General features: G+C 67.2%; 29 protein-coding genes and 2 pseudogenes. 21 read left to right on the forward strand and 10 right to left on the reverse strand.

Annotated elements, in window-relative coordinates:
* Positions 1–156, reverse strand: a pseudogene (locus HMPREF2581_RS32965) (alpha/beta hydrolase); the annotation flags it as partial.
* Between the two features lie 107 nt (positions 157–263).
* On the opposite strand from HMPREF2581_RS32965, the gene aroC reads away from it, so the two are divergent.
* From aroC to HMPREF2581_RS13285, 6 genes are all read left to right on the forward strand, one after another.
* A complete protein-coding gene (gene aroC, locus HMPREF2581_RS13260; protein ID WP_003087653.1) occupies positions 264–1,355 on the forward strand; it encodes a chorismate synthase in 1,092 nt (363 codons plus the stop codon).
* A gap of 43 nt (positions 1,356–1,398) precedes the next feature.
* Complete coding sequence (locus HMPREF2581_RS13265; protein ID WP_003140070.1) at positions 1,399–2,550, forward strand: MFS transporter; 1,152 nt, start codon at positions 1,399–1,401, stop codon at positions 2,548–2,550.
* Positions 2,547–3,164: a methylthioribulose 1-phosphate dehydratase gene (locus HMPREF2581_RS13270; protein WP_003110430.1), complete on the forward strand. Its 618-nt coding sequence runs from the start codon at positions 2,547–2,549 to the stop codon at positions 3,162–3,164. The genes HMPREF2581_RS13265 and HMPREF2581_RS13270 overlap by 4 nt, the downstream gene beginning before the upstream one ends.
* Positions 3,161–3,706 carry a 1,2-dihydroxy-3-keto-5-methylthiopentene dioxygenase gene (locus HMPREF2581_RS13275; RefSeq protein ID WP_003087656.1) on the forward strand — a complete coding sequence of 182 codons (546 nt, stop codon included), beginning with the start codon at positions 3,161–3,163 and terminating at the stop codon, positions 3,704–3,706. The genes HMPREF2581_RS13270 and HMPREF2581_RS13275 overlap by 4 nt, the downstream gene beginning before the upstream one ends.
* A 72-nt stretch (positions 3,707–3,778) precedes the next feature.
* A complete protein-coding gene (gene mtnC / locus HMPREF2581_RS13280) occupies positions 3,779–4,456 on the forward strand; it encodes an acireductone synthase (RefSeq protein WP_003087657.1) in 678 nt (225 codons plus the stop codon).
* Between the two features lie 48 nt (positions 4,457–4,504).
* Positions 4,505–4,696: a PLDc N-terminal domain-containing protein gene (locus HMPREF2581_RS13285; RefSeq protein WP_003140068.1), complete on the forward strand. Its 192-nt coding sequence runs from the start codon at positions 4,505–4,507 to the stop codon at positions 4,694–4,696.
* Positions 4,697–4,711: 15 nt separating this feature from the next.
* Here the strand turns inward: HMPREF2581_RS13285 and HMPREF2581_RS13290 are convergent.
* A pseudogene (locus tag HMPREF2581_RS13290) lies at positions 4,712–5,604 on the reverse strand (DNA-3-methyladenine glycosylase).
* A gap of 148 nt (positions 5,605–5,752) precedes the next feature.
* On the opposite strand from HMPREF2581_RS13290, the gene speE reads away from it, so the two are divergent.
* The 3 genes from speE to HMPREF2581_RS13305 all read left to right on the forward strand — a co-directional run bounded on the left by speE (position 5,753) and on the right by HMPREF2581_RS13305 (position 9,748).
* Positions 5,753–6,613, forward strand: coding sequence for a polyamine aminopropyltransferase (speE, locus tag HMPREF2581_RS13295; protein WP_003103196.1), 861 nt, complete (start codon positions 5,753–5,755; stop codon positions 6,611–6,613).
* A gap of 160 nt (positions 6,614–6,773) precedes the next feature.
* On the forward strand, positions 6,774–7,643 hold the full coding sequence (locus HMPREF2581_RS13300) for an NHL repeat-containing protein (RefSeq protein ID WP_003140065.1): 870 nt from the start codon (positions 6,774–6,776) through the stop codon (positions 7,641–7,643).
* Between the two features lie 2 nt (positions 7,644–7,645).
* The gene (locus HMPREF2581_RS13305) at positions 7,646–9,748 is read left to right on the forward strand and encodes an LTA synthase family protein (protein WP_003140063.1); all 2,103 of its coding nucleotides are present in this window, start codon (positions 7,646–7,648) and stop codon (positions 9,746–9,748) included.
* Positions 9,749–9,853: 105 nt separating this feature from the next.
* On the opposite strand, the gene pscU is transcribed toward HMPREF2581_RS13305, so the two are convergent.
* Genes pscU through pscN form a run of 8 tightly spaced genes read right to left on the reverse strand, consistent with a single transcriptional unit; the run spans position 9,854 to position 16,401 of the window.
* Positions 9,854–10,903 carry a SctU family type III secretion system export apparatus subunit PscU gene (pscU, locus tag HMPREF2581_RS13310; protein WP_003087668.1) on the reverse strand — a complete coding sequence of 350 codons (1,050 nt, stop codon included), beginning with the start codon at positions 10,901–10,903 and terminating at the stop codon, positions 9,854–9,856.
* The gene (pscT, locus tag HMPREF2581_RS13315; RefSeq protein WP_003132884.1) at positions 10,900–11,688 is read right to left on the reverse strand and encodes a SctT family type III secretion system export apparatus subunit PscT; all 789 of its coding nucleotides are present in this window, start codon (positions 11,686–11,688) and stop codon (positions 10,900–10,902) included. Before pscT ends, pscU begins: the two co-directional genes overlap by 4 nt.
* Positions 11,685–11,951, reverse strand: coding sequence for a SctS family type III secretion system export apparatus subunit PscS (pscS, locus tag HMPREF2581_RS13320; RefSeq protein WP_003087672.1), 267 nt, complete (start codon positions 11,949–11,951; stop codon positions 11,685–11,687). Before pscS ends, pscT begins: the two co-directional genes overlap by 4 nt.
* A 2-nt stretch (positions 11,952–11,953) precedes the next feature.
* The gene (gene pscR, locus HMPREF2581_RS13325) at positions 11,954–12,607 is read right to left on the reverse strand and encodes a SctR family type III secretion system export apparatus subunit PscR (RefSeq protein WP_003087674.1); all 654 of its coding nucleotides are present in this window, start codon (positions 12,605–12,607) and stop codon (positions 11,954–11,956) included.
* The gene (pscQ, locus tag HMPREF2581_RS13330; protein ID WP_003140061.1) at positions 12,604–13,533 is read right to left on the reverse strand and encodes a SctQ family type III secretion system cytoplasmic ring protein PscQ; all 930 of its coding nucleotides are present in this window, start codon (positions 13,531–13,533) and stop codon (positions 12,604–12,606) included. The genes pscR and pscQ overlap by 4 nt, the downstream gene beginning before the upstream one ends.
* The gene (gene pscP / locus HMPREF2581_RS32065; RefSeq protein ID WP_079381388.1) at positions 13,530–14,618 is read right to left on the reverse strand and encodes a type III secretion system needle length determinant PscP; all 1,089 of its coding nucleotides are present in this window, start codon (positions 14,616–14,618) and stop codon (positions 13,530–13,532) included. Before pscP ends, pscQ begins: the two co-directional genes overlap by 4 nt.
* Complete coding sequence (gene pscO / locus HMPREF2581_RS13340) at positions 14,606–15,082, reverse strand: type III secretion system central stalk protein PscO (RefSeq protein ID WP_003140046.1); 477 nt, start codon at positions 15,080–15,082, stop codon at positions 14,606–14,608. Before pscO ends, pscP begins: the two co-directional genes overlap by 13 nt.
* A complete protein-coding gene (gene pscN / locus HMPREF2581_RS13345) occupies positions 15,079–16,401 on the reverse strand; it encodes a SctN family type III secretion system ATPase PscN (protein WP_003100796.1) in 1,323 nt (440 codons plus the stop codon). The genes pscO and pscN overlap by 4 nt, the downstream gene beginning before the upstream one ends.
* A gap of 190 nt (positions 16,402–16,591) precedes the next feature.
* Here pscN and popN point away from each other — a divergent pair, with 190 nt between their 5' ends.
* The 12 genes from popN to popD are packed head-to-tail and all read left to right on the forward strand — an operon-like array spanning position 16,592 to position 25,104.
* The gene (gene popN / locus HMPREF2581_RS13350) at positions 16,592–17,458 is read left to right on the forward strand and encodes a SctW family type III secretion system gatekeeper subunit PopN (RefSeq protein ID WP_003087692.1); all 867 of its coding nucleotides are present in this window, start codon (positions 16,592–16,594) and stop codon (positions 17,456–17,458) included.
* On the forward strand, positions 17,439–17,717 hold the full coding sequence (gene pcr1 / locus HMPREF2581_RS13355) for an Acr1 family type III secretion system gatekeeper subunit Pcr1 (protein WP_003087693.1): 279 nt from the start codon (positions 17,439–17,441) through the stop codon (positions 17,715–17,717). Before popN ends, pcr1 begins: the two co-directional genes overlap by 20 nt.
* On the forward strand, positions 17,704–18,075 hold the full coding sequence (gene sycN, locus HMPREF2581_RS13360) for a type III secretion chaperone SycN (protein ID WP_003087694.1): 372 nt from the start codon (positions 17,704–17,706) through the stop codon (positions 18,073–18,075). The genes pcr1 and sycN overlap by 14 nt, the downstream gene beginning before the upstream one ends.
* Entirely contained in the window at positions 18,072–18,437 is a 366-nt protein-coding gene (gene pscX / locus HMPREF2581_RS13365; protein WP_003140044.1) for a type III secretion system protein PscX, read from the forward strand. Before sycN ends, pscX begins: the two co-directional genes overlap by 4 nt.
* Before the next feature lie 4 nt (positions 18,438–18,441).
* The gene (pscY, locus tag HMPREF2581_RS13370; protein WP_003113547.1) at positions 18,442–18,771 is read left to right on the forward strand and encodes a type III secretion system chaperone PscY; all 330 of its coding nucleotides are present in this window, start codon (positions 18,442–18,444) and stop codon (positions 18,769–18,771) included.
* Positions 18,768–20,888: a SctV family type III secretion system export apparatus subunit PcrD gene (pcrD, locus tag HMPREF2581_RS13375; protein ID WP_003087696.1), complete on the forward strand. Its 2,121-nt coding sequence runs from the start codon at positions 18,768–18,770 to the stop codon at positions 20,886–20,888. Before pscY ends, pcrD begins: the two co-directional genes overlap by 4 nt.
* Positions 20,885–21,319 (forward strand): LcrR family type III secretion system chaperone PcrR, encoded by a 435-nt coding sequence (gene pcrR / locus HMPREF2581_RS13380; protein ID WP_003100791.1) that lies wholly within the window; start codon positions 20,885–20,887, stop codon positions 21,317–21,319. Before pcrD ends, pcrR begins: the two co-directional genes overlap by 4 nt.
* 27 nt (positions 21,320–21,346) lie before the next feature.
* Entirely contained in the window at positions 21,347–21,643 is a 297-nt protein-coding gene (gene pcrG, locus HMPREF2581_RS13385; RefSeq protein WP_003109501.1) for an LcrG family type III secretion system chaperone PcrG, read from the forward strand.
* A 9-nt stretch (positions 21,644–21,652) separates the two neighbouring features.
* Positions 21,653–22,537 carry a type III secretion system needle tip protein PcrV gene (gene pcrV / locus HMPREF2581_RS13390; RefSeq protein ID WP_003109502.1) on the forward strand — a complete coding sequence of 295 codons (885 nt, stop codon included), beginning with the start codon at positions 21,653–21,655 and terminating at the stop codon, positions 22,535–22,537.
* An 8-nt stretch (positions 22,538–22,545) separates the two neighbouring features.
* Complete coding sequence (gene pcrH, locus HMPREF2581_RS13395; RefSeq protein ID WP_003087708.1) at positions 22,546–23,052, forward strand: SycD/LcrH family type III secretion system chaperone PcrH; 507 nt, start codon at positions 22,546–22,548, stop codon at positions 23,050–23,052.
* Entirely contained in the window at positions 23,033–24,205 is a 1,173-nt protein-coding gene (popB, locus tag HMPREF2581_RS13400; protein ID WP_003087710.1) for a type III secretion system translocon subunit PopB, read from the forward strand. Before pcrH ends, popB begins: the two co-directional genes overlap by 20 nt.
* Positions 24,206–24,216: 11 nt before the next feature.
* On the forward strand, positions 24,217–25,104 hold the full coding sequence (popD, locus tag HMPREF2581_RS13405; RefSeq protein ID WP_003109504.1) for a type III secretion system translocon subunit PopD: 888 nt from the start codon (positions 24,217–24,219) through the stop codon (positions 25,102–25,104).
* Positions 25,105–25,197 lie beyond the last annotated feature (93 nt).

The following is a 25,197-nucleotide window of genomic DNA, read 5'->3' on the forward strand; positions in this document are numbered from 1 at the left end:
CACGGCGCTGCGCGGCAGCAGCAAGGAGCCGCGCAGCACGCCGTGCCCGGTGTCCAGGTCGTAGGGGCGGTGCAGGATGCTGTTGGGAGCGGCGTGGGCCAGGCTGGCGAGCAGGCAGAACAGGGCGAGGAGGGCGCGCGGCATGGAGGTCTTCATGGGCCGATGATAGCGCTTTGATCGCGTCCTCCGGGGAAGGTTCGCAGGCCCGTCCTTGACGGGTATACTCCGATGTCTTTCCCTCTCGTCCTCACGCGGAGCCTCGCATGTCCGGCAACACCTACGGCAAGCTCTTCACCGTCACCACCGCAGGCGAAAGCCACGGCCCGGCGCTGGTCGCCATCGTCGATGGGTGCCCCCCGGGGCTGGAACTGTCCGCCCGGGACCTGCAACGCGACCTCGACCGGCGCAAGCCCGGCACCAGCCGGCACACCACCCAGCGCCAGGAAGCCGACGAGGTGGAGATTCTTTCCGGGGTGTTCGAGGGCAAGACCACCGGCACGCCGATCGGCCTGCTGATCCGCAACACCGACCAGAAGTCCAAGGACTACTCGGCGATCAAGGACCTGTTCCGCCCGGCCCACGCCGACTACACCTACCACCACAAGTACGGCGTGCGCGACTACCGCGGCGGCGGCCGTTCTTCGGCGCGCGAGACCGCCATGCGCGTGGCCGCCGGGGCTATTGCCAAGAAATACCTGGCGGGCCTGGGCATCCAGGTGCGCGGCTACATGAGCCAGCTCGGGCCGATCGAGATTCCGTTCAGGAGCTGGGACAGCGTCGAGCAGAATGCCTTCTTCAGCCCCGACCCGGACAAGGTGCCGGAGCTGGAGGCCTACATGGACCAATTGCGCCGCGACCAGGATTCGGTCGGGGCGAAGATCACCGTGGTTGCCGAAGGCGTGCCGCCGGGCCTGGGCGAGCCGATCTTCGACCGCCTGGACGCCGAACTGGCGCATGCGCTGATGAGCATCAACGCGGTGAAGGGCGTGGAGATCGGCGCCGGCTTCGCCAGCATCGCCCAGCGCGGCACCGAGCACCGCGACGAACTGACCCCGCAAGGCTTCCTGTCGAACAATGCCGGCGGCATCCTCGGCGGGATCTCCTCTGGCCAGCCGATCGTCGCCCACCTGGCGCTGAAGCCGACCTCCAGCATCACCACTCCCGGGCGCTCGATCGATACCGCCGGCGAGCCGGTGGACATGATCACCAAGGGCCGTCACGACCCGTGCGTCGGCATCCGCGCCACGCCGATCGCCGAGGCGATGATGGCCATCGTCCTGCTCGACCAGTTGCTGCGCCAGCGTGGGCAGAACGCCGACGTGCGCGTCGACACGCCGGTCCTGCCGCAGCTGTGAGGGCTGTGGCAGGCCGCGGTGCGGGACGGGTGAACGGCGGATCGTGACCAGCGCGGTTCCCTACTGGCGCCTGTCCAGCTTCTATTTCTTCTATTTCAGCCTGCTCGGCGCCACGGCGCCGTTCCTCGCCCTGTATTTCCATCACCTGGGCTTCCCCAGCCCGCGCATCGGCGAGCTGGTGGCGATTCCCATGCTGATGCGTTGCGTCGCGCCCAACCTGTGGGGCTGGCTGGGCGACCGCAGCGGCCAGCGCCTGGCCATCGTGCGCTTCGGCGCGGTATGCACGGCGCTGGGCTTCTCGCTGATCTTCGTCAGCCACAGCTACGCCTGGCTGGCCTTGGTGATGGCGTTGCATGCGTTCTTCTGGCATGCCGTGCTACCGCAGTTCGAGGTCATCACCCTGGCCCACCTGCGCGAGCGCAGCGCCAGCTACAGCCGGATTCGCCTGTGGGGCTCGATCGGTTTCATCTGCACCGTGGTCGGTCTCGGCGCGCTGTTCGAGCGCCTGAGCCTGGATGTCTACCCGGCGACGCTGCTGGGTATCATGCTCGGCATCGTGCTGTGCAGCTGGTGGGTGCCCAATGCCCAGCCGGCCCATCGCGAACCGCGCGAAGGCGAGGGCGGCTTCCTCTCCCAGTTGCGCCGGCCGGGCGTGCTGGCGTTCTACCTGTGCGTGTGCCTGATGCAGCTGTCCCATGGGCCGTACTACACCTTCCTGACCCTGCACCTGGAATCGCTGGGCTACAGCCGGGCGCTGATCGGTCTGCTCTGGGCGCTGGGGGTGGTCGCCGAGGTCATGTTGTTCCTCGCCATGCCACGCCTGCTGCAACGTTTCAGCCTGCGCCAGGTGCTGGCCGCGAGCTTCCTGCTGGCGTCGTTGCGCTGGCTGCTTCTCGGCAACCTGGCCGACAGCCTGGCGCTGCTGGTCTTTGCTCAGACGCTGCATGCCGCCACCTTCGGCAGTTTTCATGCGGCTGCCATCCATTTCGTGCAGCGTAGCTTCGGCCCGCGCCAGCAGGGCCAGGGCCAGGCCCTGTATGCTGCGCTGGCCGGTACCGGCGGAGCCCTGGGCGCGCTGTATTCCGGCTATAGCTGGAACAGCCTGGGCCCTGCCTGGACCTTCGCCATCGCCAGCCTGGCAGCCTTGCTGGCAGCCGCTATCATCAGTACCCGTTTGCAAGAGGTGCGGGCATGAACGACAACCGTGAACAGCTGACCCAGCAGATCATCGACGCCGGCCGGTTCCTCTACGGCCGCGGCTGGTCGCCGGCGACCAGCAGCAACTACTCCGCGCGCCTGGACGAACAGCGCGCGCTGCTCACCGTCTCGGGCAAGCACAAGGGCCAGTTGGGCTTCGACGACGTGCTGGCCACCGACCTGGCCGGCAACAGCCTGGAACCGGGCAAGAAACCCTCGGCGGAGACCCTCCTGCACACCCAGCTGTATGCCTGGAACCCGGCGATCGGCGCAGTGCTGCATACCCACTCGGTGAATGCCACCGTGCTTTCCCGCCTGGTTCGCGGCGACCGCCTGGTGCTGCAGGACTACGAACTGCAGAAAGCCTTCGCCGGGGTCACCACCCACGAAGGCCAGGTCGAGGTGCCGATCTTCGACAACGACCAGGACATCGCTCGCCTGGCCAGCCGTGTGCAGCCCTGGCTGGAGGCGCATCCGTACTGCCCGGGGTATTTGATCCGCGGCCACGGGCTGTACACTTGGGGTGCGCGCATGAGCGATGCCCTGCGTCAGGTGGAAGCTTTCGAGTTTCTGTTCGAGTGTGAACTGAAAGTACTGAGTCTGAGCCGATGAGCAGCCTTACCGTCTATCACGAGAACCAGCCGGAGCAGCCGCTGAAGCTGCTGACCCATGCCGAGGACATCGCTTCGACCCTGGCCGAGGTCGGCGTCCGTTTCGAACGCTGGGAAGCCGCCGCGCCGATCGCCGCCGGCGCCAGCCAGGACGAGGTGATCGCCGCCTACGCCCACGAGATCGAGCGGCTCAAGCGCGAGCGCGGCTACATCACCGTGGACGTGGTCAGCCTGAACAGCGACCACCCGCAGAAGGCCGAATTGCGCGCCAAGTTCCTCGACGAGCACCGCCATGGCGAAGACGAGGTGCGCTTCTTCGTCGCCGGGCGCGGCCTGTTCGTCCTGCATATCGAGGAGCATGTCTACGCCGTGCTCTGCGAGCGCAACGACCTGATCTCGGTGCCGGCCGGCACCCGCCACTGGTTCGACATGGGCGAGCACCCGCATTTCGTCGCCGTGCGCCTGTTCAACAACCCGGAGGGCTGGGTCGCCCAGTTCACCGGCGACGACATCGCCAGCCGCTTCCCCCTGCTGGAAGACTGAGCGAGGCACCGTCCCATCCCGTCACCATCCGCGCCCCCGGTCCTGCCGGGGGCGGTTTCATCCGGAGTCCGCATGACCATCAAAGCCATCCTCACCGACATCGAAGGCACCACCAGCGCGGTCAGCTTCGTTTTCGACGTGCTGTTTCCCTATGCCGCCCGGCACCTGCCGGACTTCGTCCGCGAACACGCCGGGGAGCCCGAGGTAGCCGCGCAACTGGCGGCGGTGCGTGCCGAGAGCGGTGAGGCGGACGCCGATGTCGAGCGGGCGATCGCGATCCTCCTGCAATGGATCGCCGAGGACCGCAAGGCGACGCCGCTGAAGGCCCTGCAAGGCATGGTCTGGGCCCAGGGCTACCGCGACGGTCAATTGAAGGGCCACGTCTACCCGGACGCGGTGCAGGCGCTGCGCGAGTGGAAGGCCCGTGGGCTGGACCTGTACGTCTATTCCTCCGGCTCGATCCAGGCGCAGAAGCTGATCTTCGGCTGTTCCGAGGCCGGCGACCTGGGCCCGCTGTTTTCCGGCTACTTCGACACTACCAGCGGGCCGAAGCGGGAAAGCGCCTCCTATGCGCGGATCGCCGGGGCCATCGGCCTGCCGGCCGCGGAAATCCTTTTCCTTTCCGACGTGGTGCAGGAGCTGGATGCCGCGCGCGACGCGGGCATGCGCACGCTCGGCCTGGCCCGCGAAGGCGGCAGCCTGGACGGCCATCCGACGGTGGCCAGCTTCGCCGACATCGTCGTGGAGTGAGCGCGCCGGCTATCCTGAGGGAACACTCTTGCTCGGGAGCATCGCGCCATGGGTTCCACCCTCAGCGGGCTGATCAGCCTGGTCATCCTGGCCCTGGATATCTGGGCCATCGTCAACATCCTGAAAAGCACTGCGGAAACCGCGATGAAGATCATCTGGGTCCTGGTGATCATCGTCCTGCCGGTGCTCGGCCTGATCATCTGGGCCATCGCCGGCCCGCGCGGCAACGTCAGGCTGTAGCCTCCCGCCGCGGCGCTAGCCGCCTGCGGCGTAGTGGTGCCACAGGTGGATGGCGGCGTAGGCGCGCCAAGGCCGCCAGGCCTCGGCGCGGGCCTTGAGGCTGCGCGCATCGATGCCTTGCGGCCCCAGACCGTGGATTTCAGCAGGCCGAGGTCGGCGGCGGGGAAGGCGTCGGCTTCGCCCATGGCACGCAGGGCTATGTATTCGGCGGTCCAGGGGCCGATGCCGGGCAACGCGCAGAGGCGCTCCACCAGCGCCTCGGGGCCGTCCGCCAGGTCCAGGCTCAGCTCTCCCGAGGCGATCGCCGCGGCGAAGCGTTGCAGCGTCTGTACCCGCTTGCCGGGCATGCCGATGCCGTCGAGGTTGGCTTGCGCCAGCGCGGCGGGTGTCGGGAACAGGTGGCTGATGCCGTCGTAGCCGAGATTTTCCAGCGGCTCGCCGAGGCGCTGGATCAGGCGCCCGGTGATGGTCACCGCGGCCTTCACCGTGACCTGCTGGCCGACGATGGCGCGCACCGCCTGTTCGAAGGGGTCGAAGGCCACCGGCAGGCGCAGCCCCGGATTGGCGGCCACCAGCGGGCCGAGCAGGGGATCCCCGGCGAAATGCCGGGCGATGGCGGCCGGGTCGCTGTCCAGGTCGAACATCCGGCGGACCCGTGCCTCGAGTTCGGCGGCCAGGGCATGGGCGGACGGGCTGAGGCTCAGCGCCAGGACCTGGCGTTCCGCCAGCGGTCGCACCTCGAACCAGGCCGGGCGGCCGTTGGCCCGGAAGCTGCGGGCATAGTGGTCGTCGCCCAGGCTTTCGACACCGGCGAGCAGGCGCAGGGCGAAATGCTGGTGGAACTGGCGCCATTCCCAGGGTGACTGGTAGGGCAGGTGCAGGACGAGGGGAGAGGTAGGCTGGCTCATGGGCAGACGATACCTGTCCGGCGCAGCCGGCGCCATCCGCCGGCGGGGTTCGACCTGTCATTGCCGCCAGCGTAGAATGCGCGCCGTTCTTCGCGGCGCGGGCAAGTCCCGCTGCCAGATTGCAGCCTTACCAGGGAGATCCCGGCCCATGAGCGATTATCAGGAAACTTTGTACCAGGGCTACGGCCAGCGCTTCAGCATCGACAACATGCTGCATGAGGTGCGCACCGAGCACCAGCACCTGGTGATTTTCGAAAACGCCCGGATGGGCCGGGTGATGGCGCTCGACGGAGTGATCCAGACCACCGAGGCCGACGAGTTCATCTACCACGAGATGCTCACCCACGTGCCGATCCTCGCCCACGGCGCGGCCCGGCGCGTGTTGATCATCGGCGGTGGCGACGGCGGCATGCTGCGCGAGGTGGCCAAGCACAAGAGCGTCGAGCGGATCACCATGGTCGAGATCGACGGCACCGTGGTTGACATGTGTAAGGAGTTCCTGCCCAACCACTCCCAGGGCGCCTTCGACGACCCGCGGCTGAACCTGGTGATCGACGACGGCATGCGCTTCGTGGCTACCACGGAAGAACGCTTCGACGTGATCATCTCCGACTCCACCGACCCGATCGGCCCTGGCGAGGTGCTGTTCTCCGAGAACTTCTACCAGGCCTGCCGGCGCTGCCTGAACGAGGGCGGCATCCTGGTCACCCAGAACGGCACGCCGTTCATGCAACTGGAGGAAGTGCGCACCACCGCCGCGCGTACCGACGGGCTGTTCGCCGACTGGCATTTCTACCAGGCGGCGGTGCCGACCTATATCGGCGGCGCCATGACCTTCGCCTGGGGTTCGACTCGCGAAGGCCTGCGTCGCCTTCCGCTGGAAACGCTGCGCCAGCGCTTCCGCGACAGCGGCATCGCCACCCGCTACTACAACGCCGATATCCACCTGGGCGCGTTTGCTCTGCCGCAGTACGTGCTGCAGGCCATCGGCAAGCAGGACAACGACTGACGCTTCACCGGGAAGGGCCGCAAGGCCCTTTTTCATGCGTCGCTCCGACATCCCCTGTTACTGCCAGCTAACATTTTTTTCACAATCGATCCGGGAAAATCTGCGCGCTTTTTTCCGTTGCCATGGCTATAAATGGCAGTTTTGTCCTTGAGTGCATCGAATGCTGACCAAACGATTGCGCCAGAGCGGCGTAGTAGTCTCCTGCCTGCTCGGTAGCGTCCTCTTCATCGCCCTGGCCTTCCTCGGCTGGCAGCGTTTCGCCCCGGCAGCCACCGTGTCCGGCTGGACCTACCGGGTAGTGCTCGAGGACATTCCCCACGTCAGCGCCCTGGCCCGCGACCCGGACGGCCTGCTTTACGTGAGCCAAGAGTTGCAGGACGGCAAGGGCCTGGTGTTCCGCATCGCCGCCGATGGCAGCCGCGATACGGTGCTCGACGGGCTGTCCAAGCCCGACGGCATGGCCAGCTTCCGCGACGGCATCGCGATCAGCCAGGAGCAGGGCGCCTCGCCGGTGTTCTGGTGGCATGCCCAGCAGGCCCGGCCGCTGTTCGACGGCATCCAGGTGGAGGGCGTCGCCAGCGACGGCCGCTACCTGTACGCCGCCGAGGATCGCGACCTGGACGGGCGGATTCTCCGCTACGACCCGGAGACCGGCGGACTGACGGTACTGCGCGAGGGATTGCAGCGCTCCGAAGGGGTGGCCGCCTGCCCGGACGGAAACGTCTTCTACACGGAAAAGAAACGTGGCCACGTCATGCGTCTGCATGAGGGGGCCGAGGACGAGGTGGTGCTGAACGGACTGAATGCACCGAGCTTTTTGCTGTGCGACAGCGAAGGCCTGTGGATCACCGAGGACTCGACGCATAACGCGCGAGCCTTGCTGCTGCCGCCCGACGGGCCGCTGCAGGTGATCGTACGGCGCCTGCGTTCCGCACAGTCCCTACTGCCCATCGGGCCCGGCCGCTACCTGCTGGCCGAGCAGGGGCGGGACCGCATTCTCGAAATCGAACGACAGAAGAGCGAATTGTAAACATGGACCAAACGGAAGTCCGAACCACCCAATCGCCCCCACGGCTGTTCCAGCCCACCATCCGCAGCCACCTGGCGTTCACCGCGCTCAGCGCGCTGGTGCTGCTGGTCATGTTCAGCCTGCTGCGCCTGGCCTTGCTGATCTACAACCGCGAACTGATCGGCGCGACCTCGGCGAGCACCTTCCTCGAGGCGTTCGGCAACGGCGTGCGTTTCGACCTGCGGGTCGTCGTCTATGCCGTGGCGCCGCTGGTGCTGTCGCTGTTCGCGGTACGCGCGATGGCCGCTCGCGGCCTGTTCCGTACATGGTTGACGCTGTTCGCCAGCATCACCCTGTTCCTCGGCGTACTCGAACTGGACTTCTACCGCGAGTTCCACCAGCGCCTGAACAGCCTGGTCTTCCAGTACATGTCGGAAGACCCGAAGACCGTCATGAGCATGCTCTGGTACGGCTTCCCGGTGGTCCGCTACCTGCTGGCCTGGGCCTTCGCCACCTGGGTGCTGTACCGGGTGTTCAAGGCCATCGACCTGGCGACCCGCCCGAGCCAGCGCAAGCCGCGCGAAGACAGCGTGATCGCCCGGCCGGGCGCTGCCGCGCCCTGGTACGTGCGCGGCGTGGTGCTGTTCCTCTGCGTGCTGGTCTGCGTCCTCGCCGCCCGCGGCACCCTGCGCCAGGGCCCGCCGCTGCGCTGGGGCGATGCCTTCACCACCGAATCCATGTTCGCCAACCAACTGGGCCTGAACGGCACCCTGACCCTGGTCAAGGCGGCCAAGGAGCGCTTCTCCGAAGACCGCGCGAACATCTGGAAGGCCACCCTGGACGACAAGGTCGCCCTGGAGACCACCCGGCAGATGTTGCTGACCCCCAACGACAAGCTGGTGGACGCCGATGAGGCCGCGGTGCGCCGTGAGTTCACCCCGCCGGCGGCGAATACCCTGCCGATCCGCAACGTGGTGGTGGTCCTGCTGGAAAGCTTCGCCGGCCACTATGTCGGCGCCCTGGGCGCGCCGGGCAACATCACGCCGTATTTCGACAAGCTGTCGAAGGAAGGCCTGCTGTTCACCCAGTTCTTCTCCAACGGCACCCATACCCACCAGGGCATGTTCGCCACCATGGCCTGCTTCCCCAACCTGCCGGGCTTCGAATACCTGATGCAAACTCCGGAGGGCGGCCACAAGTTCTCCGGCCTGCCGCAGTTGCTCAGCGCCCGCCAGTACGAGGACGTCTACGTCTACAACGGCGATTTCGCCTGGGACAACCAGTCCGGCTTCTTCAGCAACCAGGGCATGACCACCTTCATCGGCCGCAACGACTATGTCGACCCGGTGTTCTCCGATCCGACCTGGGGCGTCTCCGACCAGGACATGTTCGCCCGTGGCAACGAGGAGCTGGACAAGCTGGCGAGCACCGGCAAGCCGTTCTATGCGCTGTTGCAGAGCCTCTCCAACCACGTGCCCTACGCGTTGCCGAAGGACCTGCCGGTGGAGCGCGTGACCGGCTACGGTTCGCTCGACGAGCACCTGACCGCCATGCGCTATTCCGACTGGGCGCTGGGCCAGTTCTTCGAGAAGGCGAAGAAGTCGCCGTACTACAAGGACACCCTTTTCGTGGTGGTCGGCGACCATGGCTTCGGCAGCCCCGAGCAGCTCACCGAGATGGACCTGCACCGCTTCAACGTGCCGCTGCTGCTGATCGCCCCCGGCATCCAGGAGAAGTTCGGTACCCACCTGCCGACCGTCGGTACCCAGGTCGACATCGTGCCGACCATCATGGGCCTGCTCGGCGGCGAGACCGTCCACCAGTGCTGGGGCCGCGACCTGCTGAACCTGCCGGAAGGCGACAAGGGCTTCGGCGTGATCAAGCCGTCGGGCAGCGAGCAGAACGTCGCCATCGTCTCCGGCAACCGCATCCTGGTGCGGCCGAAGGACGGTGACGTGCGCGTCTACGATTACCAGCTGGGCGGCGATGCCAAGGCGGTGATCACCAAGGACGTACCGGACCAGGCCGAGCTACAGAAGAAGCTGGAGTCGTTCATCCAGACCGCGACCAAGAGCCTGCTGGACAATACCGCGGGCGTGGTACACGGGATCCCGGACAAGGACTGACCCGTAGCAAGCATGAGAAAGGGGCCTTCGGGCCCCTTTTTTTCGGCGCCAGGTCGCAGCGTCTTGCGTTGCCGGTGCCGAGGCGGCCACCCTGCCCGATAGCGTTCAGGGTGTATCCGTCTGCTGGCTTTCCAGCCAGCGCAGGACTTCGGCGGTGGCCTGGATCAGGTCCGCCGGTATGTACTGGTCGACATTGCCGTCGCGCAGCAGCGCCCGTGCCAGCGGAACTCGTTGCAGCACCGGGATTCCTTCTTCCTCGGCGATGCGCCGGACCCGCAGGGCCAGGGCGTCGGTGTGCTTCAGGGTGATCAGCGGCAGGGGTGTTTCGCCGCGTCGATAGCGTATGCCGATGGCGACGTGGGTCGGGTTGGCGACGATCACCGAGGAACGCCGGACATCCGCGCGCAGGTTGCTCGATTGCAGTTCCTGATGGAATTGCCGACGCTTGCTCTTGATCTCCGGGCTGCCCTCCATCTCCTTGTACTCGCGCTTCACTTCGTCCTTGCTCATGCGCAACTGCTTGTAGTGCTGGTGGCGTTCGAAGGCGTAGTCGGCGACGGCAATCGCCAGGAAGCCGACCGCGCAGACCAGCATCAGTTGCCTGAGCATCAGCCCGCTCACCGGTGCCACGCAGTCCAGCCCGCAGGCGGGAATCCGCAGGAGGCTGGCCAGGTTGCCCTGCAAGGTCAGCCAGACCAGCAGGGAGAGCAGGGCGACCTTCAGTGTCGACTTGAGGAACTCCACCAGGCTCCGGATCGAGAAGATCTTCTTCGCGCCCTCCACCGGGTTGATCTTCTTCAGGTCCGGCTTGACGCTGTCGAGGCTGAGCAGGAAGCCGTACTGGCCGACATGGCTGAGCACCACCACCAGCGCCGCGACCAGCAGGACCGGCGCCAGCAGGTAGAGGAGTTCCTGGAGAAGGTTCTCCAGGATGGTCTCCAGCGCCTGGCGAAACGGCAGGTCGATGTACTCGGCGGGCAGCAGGAGCAGCTTGCCGAGATGCTCCAGGTAGTAGTCGGAAAAGCCCATCAGCAGCGCCACCAGCGACAGGATCAACGCGCTGGAGACAATTTCCTTGCTCTTCACCACCTGGCCCTGCCTGCGGGCGTCGCGCAGCTTCTTCGCCGTGGGCTGCTCGGTCTTCTCGGCGCTCATGGCGTCTCCAGCACGGGACGCAGCAGGCGCAGCGGGTCGACGGCGAGCAGCAGGGCATCGTAGGCGTGCTCCATGAGGATGCCCAGGTAGAGCACCAGCAGCAGGCTGGCGACCAGGCTCTTGATCGGCATGGCGAGGATGAACACGTTCAGCGACGGGGCGAAGCGGCTGACCAGCGCCAGGCCGAACTCGGCGAGGAACATGGCGATCAGCAGCGGCGCGGCGAACAGCGCGCAGAGCATCAGCATCTGCGAGAACTGCGCGTAGAAGAATGCCACCCATTGGCTGCCGAACTGCGGGAAGAAACTGCTCACCGGCCAACTGGCATAGCTCCTGAACAGCGAGCCGACCAGCGCGAGGAAGGCGCCGCCGGAGAAGAACAGGGTGATCAGCGTCTGCGTCAGCAACAGCCCGGTGGGGCTGGTCTGGCTGCCCAGGCTGGGGTTGAGGGTCGAGGCGAGTGCCGCGCCACGCTGGTTGTCGATGATGAAGCCGGTCGCTTCCATGGCCCAGAAGGGAATGGTGGCGACGAAGCCGATGAGCAGGCCGAGCAGCACTTCCTTGCCGATCAGCAGGGCGATGTCCAGCGCGCCGAGGGCCGGCGGCAGGCTGCCGGCGACGATCGGGTAGGCGAACAGCGCCAGCGAGCAGGCCACGCCGTTGCGCACCAGGCCGCCGCCCAGGGTCTGCTTGGCCAGCACCGGCAGGACCACGAAGCAACTGATGATCCGCGGCAGCAGCAGGCTGTAGGTCAGCAGCAGTTGCTGCAGGTCCTGGACGCTCATCGCACCAGCGGCACCTTCAGCAGGGTCATTTCGGCGAAACGGTACAGCTCGCCGCCCAGCCAGCCGCTGGTGGCGAACAGTACCACCACCACGGCCACCAGCTTGGCGACGAAGCCGAGGGTCTGCTCCTGGATCTGGGTGAGTGCCTGGACCAGCGATACCAGGGTGCCGATCAGGGCCGCGACCAGTACCGGCGGCAGCGACAGGACCAGCACCAGCCACAGGGTCTGGTTGGTGAAGTGGAGGATGTCGGCGCTGCTCATGGTCAGCCTCCGTAGCTGATGACCAGGCCGTGGGTCAGCCGCGCCCAGCCGTCGAGGAGGACGAACAGGAGCAGCTTGAACGGCAGGGAAATGGTCATCGGCGACACCATCATCATGCCCATCGCCAGGAGGATGTTGGAGATGATCAGGTCGATGGCGATGAAGGGCAGGTAGATCAGGAAGCCGATCTCGAACGCACGGGTCAGTTCGCTGACGGTGAAGGCCGGCAGCAGGATCAGCAGGCTGTCCGGGTCGAGCCGCTCGGCGTATTCGCTGGGCCAGACCTGGCGGGTGCTTTCCATGAAGAAGGTGTGTTCGCGCTCCTGGATCTGCCGCTTGAGGAAGTTCCGGTAGGGCGCCATGCCCTCGTCGAGAAAGCGTTCCACCGATGCCGAGTCGCTCAGGCTGACGTCGTGGTTGCGCAGGTAATCGCGGGTGGCGAAGCCGACCGGTGCCATCACGTACAGGCTGAGGATGATCGCCAGCCCGTACATCGCCATGTTCGGCGGAATCTGCTGGACGCCCAGGGCGTTGCGCAGCAGCGAGAAGACCACGGTCATCTTGATGAAGGAGGTCGCCATCACCGCGATGAACGGGACCAGCGCGAGCAGGGCCAGGCCGAGGATCAGGCCGAGCTCGTCGGGCAACTGGATCATGCTTCGTCGTGTCCGAACAGACGGGTTACGCGCACCCCGAGCCGGTCCTGGAGCCTCACCAGTTCGCCGATACCGAGGCAGCGCTGGTTGGCGAGGATGCGCACTTCGCCGTCCAGGGCACAGTCGAGATCGAGCAGCGAGCCTGGCTGCAGGGTCGAGAGGGTATGCAGGTCCAGGGTGCGGCGGCCGACCTCGAAGCTGACCGGGATCGGCAGTTGGTCGAGTTCGTGCAGGTCCTCGCTGTCGGCGAGGGAGGGGGTGTCGTGCATGTCGAGCAGTTCCAGTTGCGTGGAGTGGAGTTGGCAGCGCGCCCAGGGGCGTCCTTCGAGAACCCCCAGCAGCGCTGCGTCGGGGCGATGGCCGGCAGGCAGCAGCAACAGGTCGCCGGGCTCCAGGGTGCGCAGCTCGCCGGCCTCCAGCGGCAGGCCGGGCCATTGCAGCGACAGGCGCAGCGGTATGGCCAGGCGTTGCGCCGAGGGGCGCGGCGGCAGGCGTGCCAGCAGCGTCGCGGGATCGCCGTCGAGCCAGAGCGCCAGGCGCTGGTCGTCGCGTTCCAGGCTCAGGCGCAGGCCCATCGCAGCGCGTGGTTGCGCCGGGCTCAGGCCGTACCAGACCAGGCCGGGAAAGACGTTGCCTTCGCGCTCCAGCAAGGCCAGTTGCAGGGCCGCCGGCAGGCTGGCGAAGGCTGCCTCCTGCAGGTTCGGCGCGAGCCAGCGGGCCAGCGCCGGGGCCTGGCAGAGAAAGCGCAGGGGCAGGCCGTCCCACGCCAGGCTCAGTTCGAGATCGACGTCGGGGGCGGCCTGGGCGATGTCCAGGCGCGCTTGCAAAGCGTTGCCGACATAGTGGCGACGGCAACGTGCGAGACGTCGCTGGAGATCCAGTTCGGCGCGGCTGGCGAGCGGCAGGTCGAGGTCCGCACCGTTCATTCGGCTTGCCACTCTTCATGCAGGTAGCGACGTTGCCGCGAGCGCTGACCGCTGTCCTGCTGCTGATTGAAGGTGAGTTGCACCGGTTGTTCCGGATGCAGCCGTTGCAGGCGTTCGAGCAACTCGCCACGGGCTTGCTGGAGCAACGCCAGGCTGCCGGGGCTGGCACTGATCTCGATCTGCAACTGGCCATGGCCATGCAGGACCTGCACCTCCACGGCGCCGAGCTGGGGCAGTTGCACCTGCAGGCGCGCCGCATGGCTTTCGGCTGCGCTGGCGACCTGGATGCGCCCCTGCACGGCATCGAGCAGGCGCGCGAGATCGGCCAGCGGCAGTGGCCGGCTCCCGCTCGATGCCAGCAGGCGTGCCAGCAGGCGGTCGCCGGGGGTTTGCATGGCAGGCAGTGGCACAGGCGCTTGGTCGTCGGGGGGCAGTGCGGATGGATCGGTTTCTCCGGGTTGCCGACGCTCCTCTCCGCGGCCTTCGCCGCCCGCTGTCGGCGCGGGCGGCGAAGCCTGGGCACTGGCCTGCGCCGTGGGCGCGACCTCGGCTGCGGCTTTCGCCGGGAAGCCGGGGCCGGGCTGCGGCCGCTCATGCGTCCGACCTGCGATTTGCGGGTGGGAGGACACCGGCACCAGCGGCGGTTCGTCGACCGGAGGCGCCGAAACGCTGGCCGGCTCCCGGGCTTGCGTGGACGCCGCGACGCGCGCGGAGACCGCCGGCGCTTGCCGTGCTACCGATCCGGACGGCGACACTGTTGGCGTTGGCGTTGGCGTTGGCGTTGGCGTTGGCGTTGCGTCCGCGGCAACTGGCACGGGGGCTTGCCGAGTGGTCGGCGGCCGGTCGGCGGCAGGCGCCGCGGGCTGGTCGGCGAGAGGCGTCGAGGTCGGCGCGTCGGCTGTCGCGGCGGGCTCTTCGGCCTCTGTCGTTTCGTCGCCCTTGTCGAACGGTGGCCTGGGCGCCGGCGGTCGGTGCGCGGGCAGGGCCTGTTCGAAGGCGATCTGCTGCGCGCGCAGCGGTGGAAGGGGGGCAGGGGTGTCGGACGACACGAGCGGAGCCGTATCCACGGCGTTCAGCTTGAGCATGGCCAGGTCTCGTGGCGGGTGAATTCTTCCAGGTCGCCTTCCTCGCTGCGTTCGCGCAGCCCCTGGCGCTCGGCGTCGACGTGGCGCTCCAGTTCGGCGAACTTCTCCAGTTGCCGCTGGCGTTCCAGCAGTTCTCGCCGGCACTGCCGCAGGCGCTCGCGCTCCCCTTCGAGGCGCTGCGCGGTCTCGGCGCAGTCCTGTTCCAGGCCGGCTTCCTTTTCCCGCAGCAGCCCTACCTGCTGCTGCCAGGCTTCCAGGCGTCGGCGGTCGAGCATGGCCGCCTGGCAGGCGAGAAACAGCCGTTGCTCTTCGGCCAGTCGCCAGTCGCGGTAGTCCCGTTGCGCCGCCTGGCGCTCGGTGTGTTCCTGCGCCGCGGCGCGAACCCGTAGCAATTGGCGGCCCTGGGCGCGCTCGGCCCGGTCCAGGCGCAGGCGTCGGACGCGCAACAGCAGCGCCAGGCTCATGCGCAGAGGCTCCGCAACTGCGCACAGGCCTGTGCGTAATCGCTGGTTTCGTGGGTACCCTGGCGCAGCCACTGGCGGATCGCCCCGATCTTCTCGATGGCCTGGTCGGCTTCGCTGTCCTGGCCTTTCTGGTATTCGCCGATCTTCAGCAGCAACTCGACTTCCTCGTACTTCGCCAGCCATTCGCGCAAGCGTCCGGCCGCATGGCGCTGATCGTCGTCGACGATCTGGTTCATGACCCGGCTCACCGAGTGCAGCACGTCGATGGCCGGATAGTGGTTGGCGGCGGCCAGCTTGCGCGACAGCACGATGTGCCCGTCGAGAATCGAGCGGGTCTCGTCGGCCACCGGCTCGCTCATGTCGTCGCCTTCCACCAGCACGGTGTAGAGCGCGGTGATCGAGCCCCGCTCGGATTGCCCGGCACGCTCCATCAGGCGTGGCAGCGCGGCGAACACCGATGGCGGATAGCCGCGGCGTGTGGGCGGTTCACCGGCCGCCAGGCCGATTTCGCGCTGGGCCCTGGCGAAGCGGGTCAGCGAGTCCATCAGCAGCAGGACGCGGCGTCCCTGGTCGCGGAAATACTCGGCGATGCTGGTGGCGACGAAACCGGCCTTGGCGCGCTCCATCGCCGGTCGGTCGGAAGTGGCGACCACCAGCACCGAGCGGCGCAGCCCCTGTTCGCCGAGGTCGCTTTCGATGAACTCGCGGACTTCGCGACCGCGTTCGCCGACCAGGGCGAGTACCGTCACATCCACCTCGGCATTGCGCACCAGGCTGGCCAGCAGGGTGCTCTTGCCGCCGCCGGCGGCAGCGAAGATGCCCATGCGCTGGCCTTCGCCGCAGGTCAGCAGGCCGTCGATGGCGCGCACACCCAGCGATAGCGGCCGCTCTATCAGGCGCCGGCTCATCGGTTGCGGGGCATCCCGGTAGACCGGATACCAGGCCGCCGGCTCGGCCGGCGGGCTGCCGTCGAAGGGGCGGCCGAGGCCGTCGAGCACCTGCCCGAGCAGGTGCTCGCCAACCGCCACGCGATGCATGCCGCCGGTAGGGCTGACTTCGGTGTTGGAGGAAACCCCGAGCATCTCGCCGAGCGGGGTGAGCAGCGCCTGGTGCTGCTGGAAGCCGATGACCTCGGCGAGCAGCGCCAGGCTCTGGTCGGGATTGCGCAACTGGCAGAGTTCGCCGATGCGCACGCCGGGCACCACGGCCTTGAGCAGGGTTCCGGTGACCTGGGTGACCCGCCCGCGGATCTGGATCGGCCGGCAGCCTTCGATGGCGTGGCGCATCCGGACGATGAGAGGAGAGAGAGGCGCGGGCATGGCGGATCGGTTCGGCTGGAGTCGGCGCGCACTATAGAGAAAGCCTCGCGCGACGAATTTCAGTGCCAGCCGGGAGTTTTTAGAAATCGGTTGCCGCCGCGGCTAAAAAAAACCGGCCGATATTGGCATCGGCGGCACCGGGCCGGTTCCTATACTGCGCCGCCTTTGCAGACCAGGAACCACAGCCACGATGGACATCCTCCAGAGTTCCTCCGCCGCGCCCCTCGCGCCGCGGGAAGCGGCCAACGCCCCCGCGCAGCAGGCTGGCGGCAGCTTTCAGGGCGAGCGCGTCCACTACGTTTCCGTTTCGCAGTCGCTGGCCGATGCCGCGGAAGAGCTGACCTTCGCCTTTTCTGAGCGCGCCGAGAAATCCCTGGCCAAGCGCCGCCTGAGCGACGCCCATGCGCGCCTGAGCGAAGTCCAGGCCATGCTGCAGGAGTACTGGAAGCGCATTCCGGACCTGGAAAGCCAGCAGAAGCTCGAGGCGCTGATCGCCCACCTGGGCAGCGGCCAACTGAGCAGCCTGGCGCAGCTCAGTGCTTACCTGGAGGGCTTCTCCAGCGAGATCAGCCAGCGCTTCCTGGCGCTGTCGCGGGCGCGCGACGTCCTGGCCGGGCGGCCGGAGGCGCGGGCGATGCTGGCGCTGGTCGACCAGGCGTTGCTGCGGATGGCCGACGAGCAGGGCCTGGAGATCGAACTCGGCCTGCGCATCGAGCCGCTGGCCGCCGAGGCTTCCGCCGCCGGTGTCGGCGATATCCAGGCGCTGCGCGATACCTACCGTGACGCGGTACTCGACTACCGGGGCCTGTCGGCGGCCTGGCAGGACATCCAGGCGCGCTTCGCCGCGACGCCGCTGGAGCGGGTCGTGGCCTTCCTGCAGAAAGCCCTGAGCGCCGACCTGGACAGTCAGTCGAGCCGGCTCGATCCGGTGAAGCTGGAGCGGGTCATGAGCGACATGCACAAGCTGCGCGTGCTCGGCGGCCTGGCGGAGCAGGTGGGGGCGCTCTGGCAGGTGCTGGTGACAGGGGAGCGGGGCCATGGCATACGGGCCTTCTGAATTGACCGGCGCAGTCATCGCCTTGCTCGAGAAGCGCTGGGTCGGCGTCGCCGAGGTGCAGGCGTTGCTCGAGCCGTTGCCGCTGGCCGACGTCGCCCGGCAGATCCATTTCTTCCGCGAACTGAAGCGTCTCTACCGCCTGTTGCCGGTCGAAGTGTTCGGCGACGACGAGCAGCGCCAGAATCTTTTGAATGCCTGCCAGATGGCACTCGACCTGGCGATCGAGCGCGAAGAGGAGCAGCAGCATGGACTGGGTTGAGCTGGCCGTCGCGCAGTTCTGCCAGGACCTGCGGGTGAGCGTACCGGCGCCGCTGGCGCGCGTGGTGCAACTGGATTTCGAGGACAGCGGCACCTTGCAGCTGGAACGCCATGGCGAACAGTTGTCGCTCTGGCTGGCCTGTGACCTGGCCTGGCACCAGGCCTATCGCGGAACGCTGCGGGCGTTGCGCCTGTGCCATGCGCGCGCGGCCGGGAGCCTGCCGCTGCGTTGCGCCTGGAGCGGCGAATCGCGCCTGCTGCTGTGCATCACCCTGGAAGCCCGGCAGGTCGGCATCCCGACGCTGCACCAGGCCTTGCAGGCGCTGCGCTCGGCGCGCAGCGAAGTGCTCGCCGCATGAGCCGGGTCGGTGCCTGGCACATCGGCATCGAACGACTCGACCTGGCGCATGCCGAGCCGTTCGCGCCGCCCCTGCCGGAGCGCCATCTACTGGCGCCCGACGGCCGGCCGGTCGAGACCCACGTCGCCAGCCTGTATCCCGCGCAGCAGGCGCAACAGCGCCTGTTCGACTACGCCCGGCCCCAGCTGGAGTTCCACGGCCTGCTGCGCCCCGGCGACTTCCGCCAGGCGCTGCGCGATCTCCGCCTGGCCCTCACGCTGCCCGGCCAGCCAGCCCTGCAGGCTGCGGCCTGCCTGCTCGGCGAGCGCGACGAAGACGAGCGACTGCTGCAAATGGCCCTGAACCTGTTGCACAAGGTATGAATCGATGACGTTGAAACCGACGCAACAGCGCCTGTTGCTGATGCTGGGCTGGCTGCACCTGCAATGCGGCCAGCCGCGACGCGCCCAGGTGTTGCTGGAGGCCTTGCTGAGCGTTGCGCCGGAGCGCCGCGACGGGCGCCGCGCCTTGCTCCTGGCGTTGCTCCAGCAAGGCCTCGGCGAGCCCGCCGTGCGCCTGTGCCGGCAGTTGCAGGAGGATGGCGAGGAGGAGCCCGGTCTGTGGCGTTGCCTGAGCCGTGCCGAACAGCTCGCCGGGCGTCTCGACGCGGCGCGTGCCGCGCACGCCCGGGCGCTGGAGCTGGAGGCGCGGGAATGAACGACCTGAGCGGGCTTCTCGGCCGGGTCGGCGAGCGCAAGGACATCCTGCTGGTGGTGTTGCTGCTGGCGGTGGTGTTCATGATGGTGCTGCCGTTGCCACCGCTGCTGCTGGACATCCTCATCGCCGTCAACATCACCATCTCCGTGGTCCTGCTGATGATGTCGGTGTACATCGGCTCGCCGTTGCAGTTCTCGGTGTTCCCGGCAGTGCTGCTGATCACCACGCTGTTCCGCCTGGCGCTGTCGGTGAGCACCACGCGGATGATCCTGCTGCAGGCCGACGCGGGGCAGATCGTCAACACCTTCGGCAGCTTCGTGGTCGGCGGCAACCTGGTGGTGGGCATCATCATCTTCCTGATCATCACCATCGTGCAGTTCCTGGTGATCACCAAGGGTGCCGAGCGGGTCGCCGAGGTCAGCGCGCGCTTTTCCCTGGATGCCATGCCGGGCAAGCAGATGAGCATCGACGGCGACATGCGTGCCGGCGTGATCGATGTCAACGAGGCGCGGGCGCGGCGCGCGGTGATCGAAAAGGAAAGCCAGATGTTCGGCTCTATGGACGGCGCGATGAAATTCGTCAAGGGCGACGCCATCGCCGGGCTGATCATTATCGTCGTCAACATCCTCGGCGGCATCGCCATCGGCGTCACGCAGAAGGGCCTGAGCACCGCCGACGCGCTGCAACTGTACGCGGTGCTGACCGTCGGCGATGGCATGGTCTCGCAGGTGCCGGCGTTGCTGATCGCCATCACCGCCGGGATCATCGTCACGCGGGTGTCTTCCGACGAATCGGCGGACCTCGGCAGCGACATCGGCGAACAGGTGGTGGCGCAGCCCAAGGCGCTGCTGATCGGCGGCCTGTTGCTGGTGCTGTTCGGCCTGATTCCCGGTTTCCCGACCCTGACCTTCCTGGCTCTCGCGCTGCTGGTCGGCGGCGGCGGCTACTTCATGCTCTGGCGCCAGCGGCTCCAGGCCAGCGCCGGTTCCCGCGACCTGCCGGCGCTGCTCGCGCAGGGCGCCGGAGCGCCATCGGCCAAGGCGCGCGGCAAGGCTGGCGGCGGCAAGCCGAAGGCCGGGCGTCTCGCCGAGCAGGAAGAATTCGCCCTCACCGTGCCGTTGCTGATCGACGTCGATGCCAGCCTCCAGGAACGTCTGGAGGCGATGTCGCTGAACGAGGAACTGGTGCGGGTACGACGCGCGCTGTACCTGGATTTCGGCGTGCCGTTCCCGGGTATCCACTTGCGCTTCAACGAAGCGATGGGCGATGGCGAATACCTGGTGCAGCTACAGGAGGTCCCGGTCGCGCGCGGATGCCTGCGGCCGGGCTGGTTGCTGGTGCGCGAACGCGCCGCGCAGCTGGAATTGCTCGCGGTCCCCCACGAGCCGGCGGAGCTGCAGGTGCCGGGAGAGGAAGCGAGCTGGGTGGAGCAGGCGCATCAGGATCGCCTGGAGCGTTCCGGCTGTGCCTGCCTGGGCCTGGAGCAGGTGCTCACCTGGCACCTGTCCCATGTGCTGCGGGAGTACGCCGAGGATTTCATCGGCATCCAGGAGACGCGCTACCTGCTGGAGCAGATGGAGCAGGGTTACGGCGAGCTGGTGAAGGAGGCACAGCGGATCGTTCCCCTGCAGCGGATGACCGAGATTCTCCAGCGCCTGGTCGGCGAGGACATCTCGATCCGCAACATGCGGGCGATCCTCGAGGCGATGGTGGAGTGGGGGCAGAAGGAGAAGGACGTGGTGCAGCTCACCGAGTACATCCGCAGCAGCCTCAAGCGCTACATCTGCTACAAGTACTCCAGCGGCAACAACATCCTTCCCGCCTATCTGCTGGACCAGGCGGTGGAGGAGCAGATCCGCGGTGGCATCCGCCAGACCAGCGCCGGCAGCTACCTGGCCCTCGACCCGGCGATAACCCAGGCCTTCCTCGAGCGCGTGCGGCAGACCGTCGGCGATCTCGCGCAGATGCAGAACCGGCCGGTGCTGATCGTTTCCATGGATATCCGCCGCTACGTGCGCAAGCTGGTGGAGAGCGACTATGCCGGGCTGCCGGTGCTGTCCTACCAGGAGCTGACCCAGCAGATCAACATCCAGCCGCTTGGCAGGATCGTGTTGTGAGCGCCGATCCGCTGATTCCCTGGTTTCTCGCCCGCGGCCTGGCGGTGCGTCCGCATTGCCTGCGCGACACCTCGATCGCGCTCGGTTGGCAGGTCCTGGCCCATGGCTGCGAACTGGCCTGGCGCTGCGACGGCGAGCGGGTCTGGATCGTGATGTTGCGTCGGCGGCAGGCGCGCAGCGGATTGGCCAATCCATTCGCCGCGCTGTACCTGCTGGCGGAGGCCACGCTCGATACGCTGGGGCCGCGCCAGCGTCTCTACGGCAAGGTCCTGGCGCTGGCCGGCAGCCCGCTGCCTGGCGAGCGCATGGCGCGCTTCTATCGCCGCTGGACCGGCGCCGCCGAGCCCGCCGACGGCTGGTTCGAGCTGGAGGCCGGGCGGGTGGTGACGCAGCGAAGCCTGCGAAAACGACAAAAACCCGACCGTGCCTGACAGGCTCCGGCGACGTCGATCCCTACCATGGGCGACATGAACGAATACACCGAAGACACCCTGCGGGCGACCGTCCAGGCCGCCGAACTGGCGATTCGCGACAGCGAGGAACGCGGCCGCCTGCTGGCGGAAATGTGGCAAGGCCTGGGGCTTGCCGCGGACGCCGGCGAGCTGCTGTTCCTGGCGCCGGAGCGAGAGCTGGCGCGAGCCGCCGAAGAGGAGCTGCTGGCCGAACTGCGGCGCATGCGCAGTTCCCAGCCGACGCAGGGCGAGCAGGGTACCCGGCCGCGGCGTCCGACGCCGATGCGTGGCTTGTTGATCTGAGGAATCACGATGGAAGTCAGAAACTTTAATGCCGCTCGCGAGCTGTTCCTGGACGAACTCCTGGCCGCGCCGGCGGCGCCTGCCAGTGCCGAGCAGGAGGAACTGCTGGCCTTGTTGCGCAGCGAGCGGATCGTGCTGGCCCACGCCGGCCAGCCGCTGAGCGAGGCGCAAGTGCTCAAGGCGCTCGCCTGGTTGCTCGCGGCCAATCCGTCCGCGCCTCCGGGGCAGGGCCTCGAGGTACTCCGCGAAGTCCTGCAGGCACGTCGGCAGCCCGGTGCGCAGTGGGATTTGCGCGAGTTCCTGGTGTCGGCCTATTTCAGCCTGCACGGCCGTCTCGACGAGGATGTCATCGGTGTCTACAAGGATGTCCTGCAGACCCAGGACGGCAAGCGCAAGGCGCTGCTCGACGAGCTCAAGGCGCTGACCGCGGAGTTGAAGGTCTACAGCGTGATCCAGTCGCAGATCAACGCCGCGCTGTCGGCCAAGCAGGGCATCAGGATCGACGCTGGCGGTATCGATCTGGTCGACCCCACGCTCTATGGCTATGCCGTCGGCGATCCCAGGTGGAAGGACAGCCCCGAGTATGCGCTGCTGAGCAATCTGGATACCTTCAGCGGCAAGCTGTCGATCAAGGATTTTCTCAGCGGCTCGCCGAAGCAGAGCGGGGAACTCAAGGGCCTCAAGGATGAGTACCCCTTCGAGAAGGACAACAACCCGGTCGGCAATTTCGCCACCACGGTGAGCGACCGCTCGCGTCCGCTGAACGACAAGGTCAACGAGAAGACCACCCTGCTCAACGACACCAGCTCCCGCTACAACTCGGCGGTCGAGGCGCTCAACCGCTTCATCCAGAAATACGACAGCGTCCTGCGCGACATTCTCAGCGCGATCTAGAGGTATCCATGAACCAGCAAGCGACCCCTTCCGACACCGACCAGCAACAGGCGCTGGAGGCCTTCCTGCGCGACGGCGGCACCCTGGCGATGCTTCGCGGACTCAGCGAGGACACCCTGGAGCAGCTCTATGCGCTGGGCTTCAACCAGTACCAGGCGGGCAAGTGGGACGACGCGCAGAAGATCTTCCAGGCACTGTGCATGCTCGACCACTACGACGCCCGCTACTTTCTCGGCCTGGGCGCCTGCCGCCAGTCCCTCGGTCTCTATGAACAGGCCCTGCAGAGCTACAGCTACGGCGCGCTGATGGACATCAACGAGCCGCGCTTTCCCTTCCATGCCGCCGAGTGCCACCTGCAACTGGGTGATCTCGACGGAGCCGAGAGTGGCTTCTACTCGGCCCGGGCCCTGGCCGCGGCACAGCCGGCGCACGAGGCCCTGGCCGCGCGTGCCGGCGCCATGTTGGAAGCCGTAACCGCGAGAAAGGATCGAACATATGAATCCGATAACGCTTGAACGCGCCGGACTGCCCTACGGGGTGGCCGACGCCGGGGATATCCCGGCGCTCGGCAGGCCGGTCGCGAGGGATGTCGAGAGTCTGCGGGTGGAGCGCCTGGCGGCGCCGGCCGCGGCTTCCGCGAGCGGCACGGGGGTGGCGCTGACGCCGCCGTCCGCAGCCAGCCAGCAGCGCCTGGAGGTCGCCAATCGTGCGGAGATCGCCAGCCTGGTGCAAGCAGTGGGCGAGGATGCCGGACTGGCGCGGCAGGTTGTGCTGGCCGGCGCTTCGACGCTGTTGTCCGCTGGCCTGATGTCGCCGCAGGCGTTCGAGATCGAGCTGGCGAAAATCACCGGCGAAGTCGAGAACCAGCAGAAGAAACTCAAGCTGACCGAAATCGAGCAGGCGCGAAAGCAGAACCTGCAGAAGATGGAGGACAACCAGCAGAAGATCAGGGAATCGGAAGAAGCCGCGAAAGAAGCCCAGAAGTCCGGTCTGGCAGCCAAAATCTTTGGTTGGATCAGTGCAATAGCTTCGATCATCGTCGGCGCAATCATGGTGGCAACCGGCGTCGGCGCGGCCGCGGGTGCACTGATGATCGCGGGCGGTGTCATGGGAGTGGTCTCCCAGTCGGTACAGCAGGCAGCCGCGGACGGATTGATCAGCAAGGAAGTGATGGAAAAGCTCGGCCCGGCACTGATGGGTATCGAGATCGCCGTCGCGCTGCTGGCGGCGGTGGTCAGCTTCGGCGGCTCAGCGGTCGGCGGGCTGGCCAAGCTGGGCGCGAAGATCGGCGGCAAGGCGGCCGAGATGACCGCCAGCCTGGCGAGCAAGGTCGCCGACCTGGGCGGCAAGTTCGGCAGTTTGGCCGGCCAATCGCTGTCGCACTCGCTGAAACTCGGCGTGCAGGTTTCCGACCTGACCCTGGACGTCGCCAACGGCGCGGCCCAGGCCACTCATTCGGGATTCCAGGCGAAGGCCGCGAACCGCCAGGCCGACGTGCAGGAATCGCGTGCCGACCTGACCACCCTGCAGGGCGTGATCGAGCGCCTGAAGGAAGAGCTGAGCCGCATGCTGGAAGCATTCCAGGAAATCATGGAGCGGATCTTCGCCATGCTCCAGGCCAAGGGTGAAACCCTGCACAACCTGTCCAGCCGACCGGCAGCGATCTGAGGAGACGTCACATGATCGATACGCAATATTCCCTGGCGGCTACCCAGGCCGCGATCCCCTCCGAGCCGATCGCTCCCGGCGCCGCCGGGCGTTCCGTCGGCACGCCGCAAGCGGCTGCGGAGCTGCCGCAGGTGCCGGCCGCGCGGGCCGACCGGGTCGAACTGAACGCTCCGCGCCAGGTGCTCGACCCGGTGCGCATGGAAGCGGCCGGCAGCGAGCTGGACAGCAGCGTCGAGCTTCTGCTGATTCTCTTCCGCATCGCGCAGAAGGCGCGCGAGCTGGGCGTGCTCCAGCGCGACAACGAGAACCAGGCGATCATCCACGCGCAGAAGGCGCAGGTGGACGAGATGCGCAGCGGCGCCACGCTGATGATCGCCATGGCGGTGATCGCCGGCGTCGGCGCGTTGGCCTCGGCAGTGGTCGGCAGTCTCGGCGCGTTGAAGAACGGCAAGGCCATCAGCCAGGAGAAGACCCTGCAGAAGAACATCGATGGGCGCAACGAACTGATCGACGCGAAGATGCAGGCGCTGGGCAAGACCTCCGATGAGGATCGCAAGATCGTCGGCAAGGTCTGGGCGGCGGACCAGGCGCAGGACAGTGTGGCGTTGCGCGCGGCGGGCCGTGCCTTCGAGAGCCGCAACGGCGCCCTGCAGGTGGCCAACACGGTGATCCAGTCCTTCGTCCAGATGGCCAACGCCTCGGTCCAGGTGCGCCAGGGCGAGTCGCAGGCGAGCGCCCGGGAAGAGGAGGTCAACGCCACCATCGGGCAGAGCCAGAAGCAGAAGGTCGAGGACCAGATGAGCTTCGATGCCGGCTTCATGAAGGACGTCCTGCAGCTCATCCAGCAGTACACCCAGAGCCATAACCAGGCCTGGCGTGCGGCGGCCGGAGTGGTCTGAGCCGTCTCCGCGCGGGAGGAAAAAGGCCACAGCGATGTGGCTTTTTTCTTAAAAGAAAAGTCTCTCAGTGACAAAAGCGATGCATAGCCCGGT

The sequence above is a fragment of the Pseudomonas sp. HMSC057H01 genome (assembly GCF_001836405.1).
Lineage (GTDB): Bacteria > Pseudomonadota > Gammaproteobacteria > Pseudomonadales > Pseudomonadaceae > Pseudomonas > Pseudomonas aeruginosa.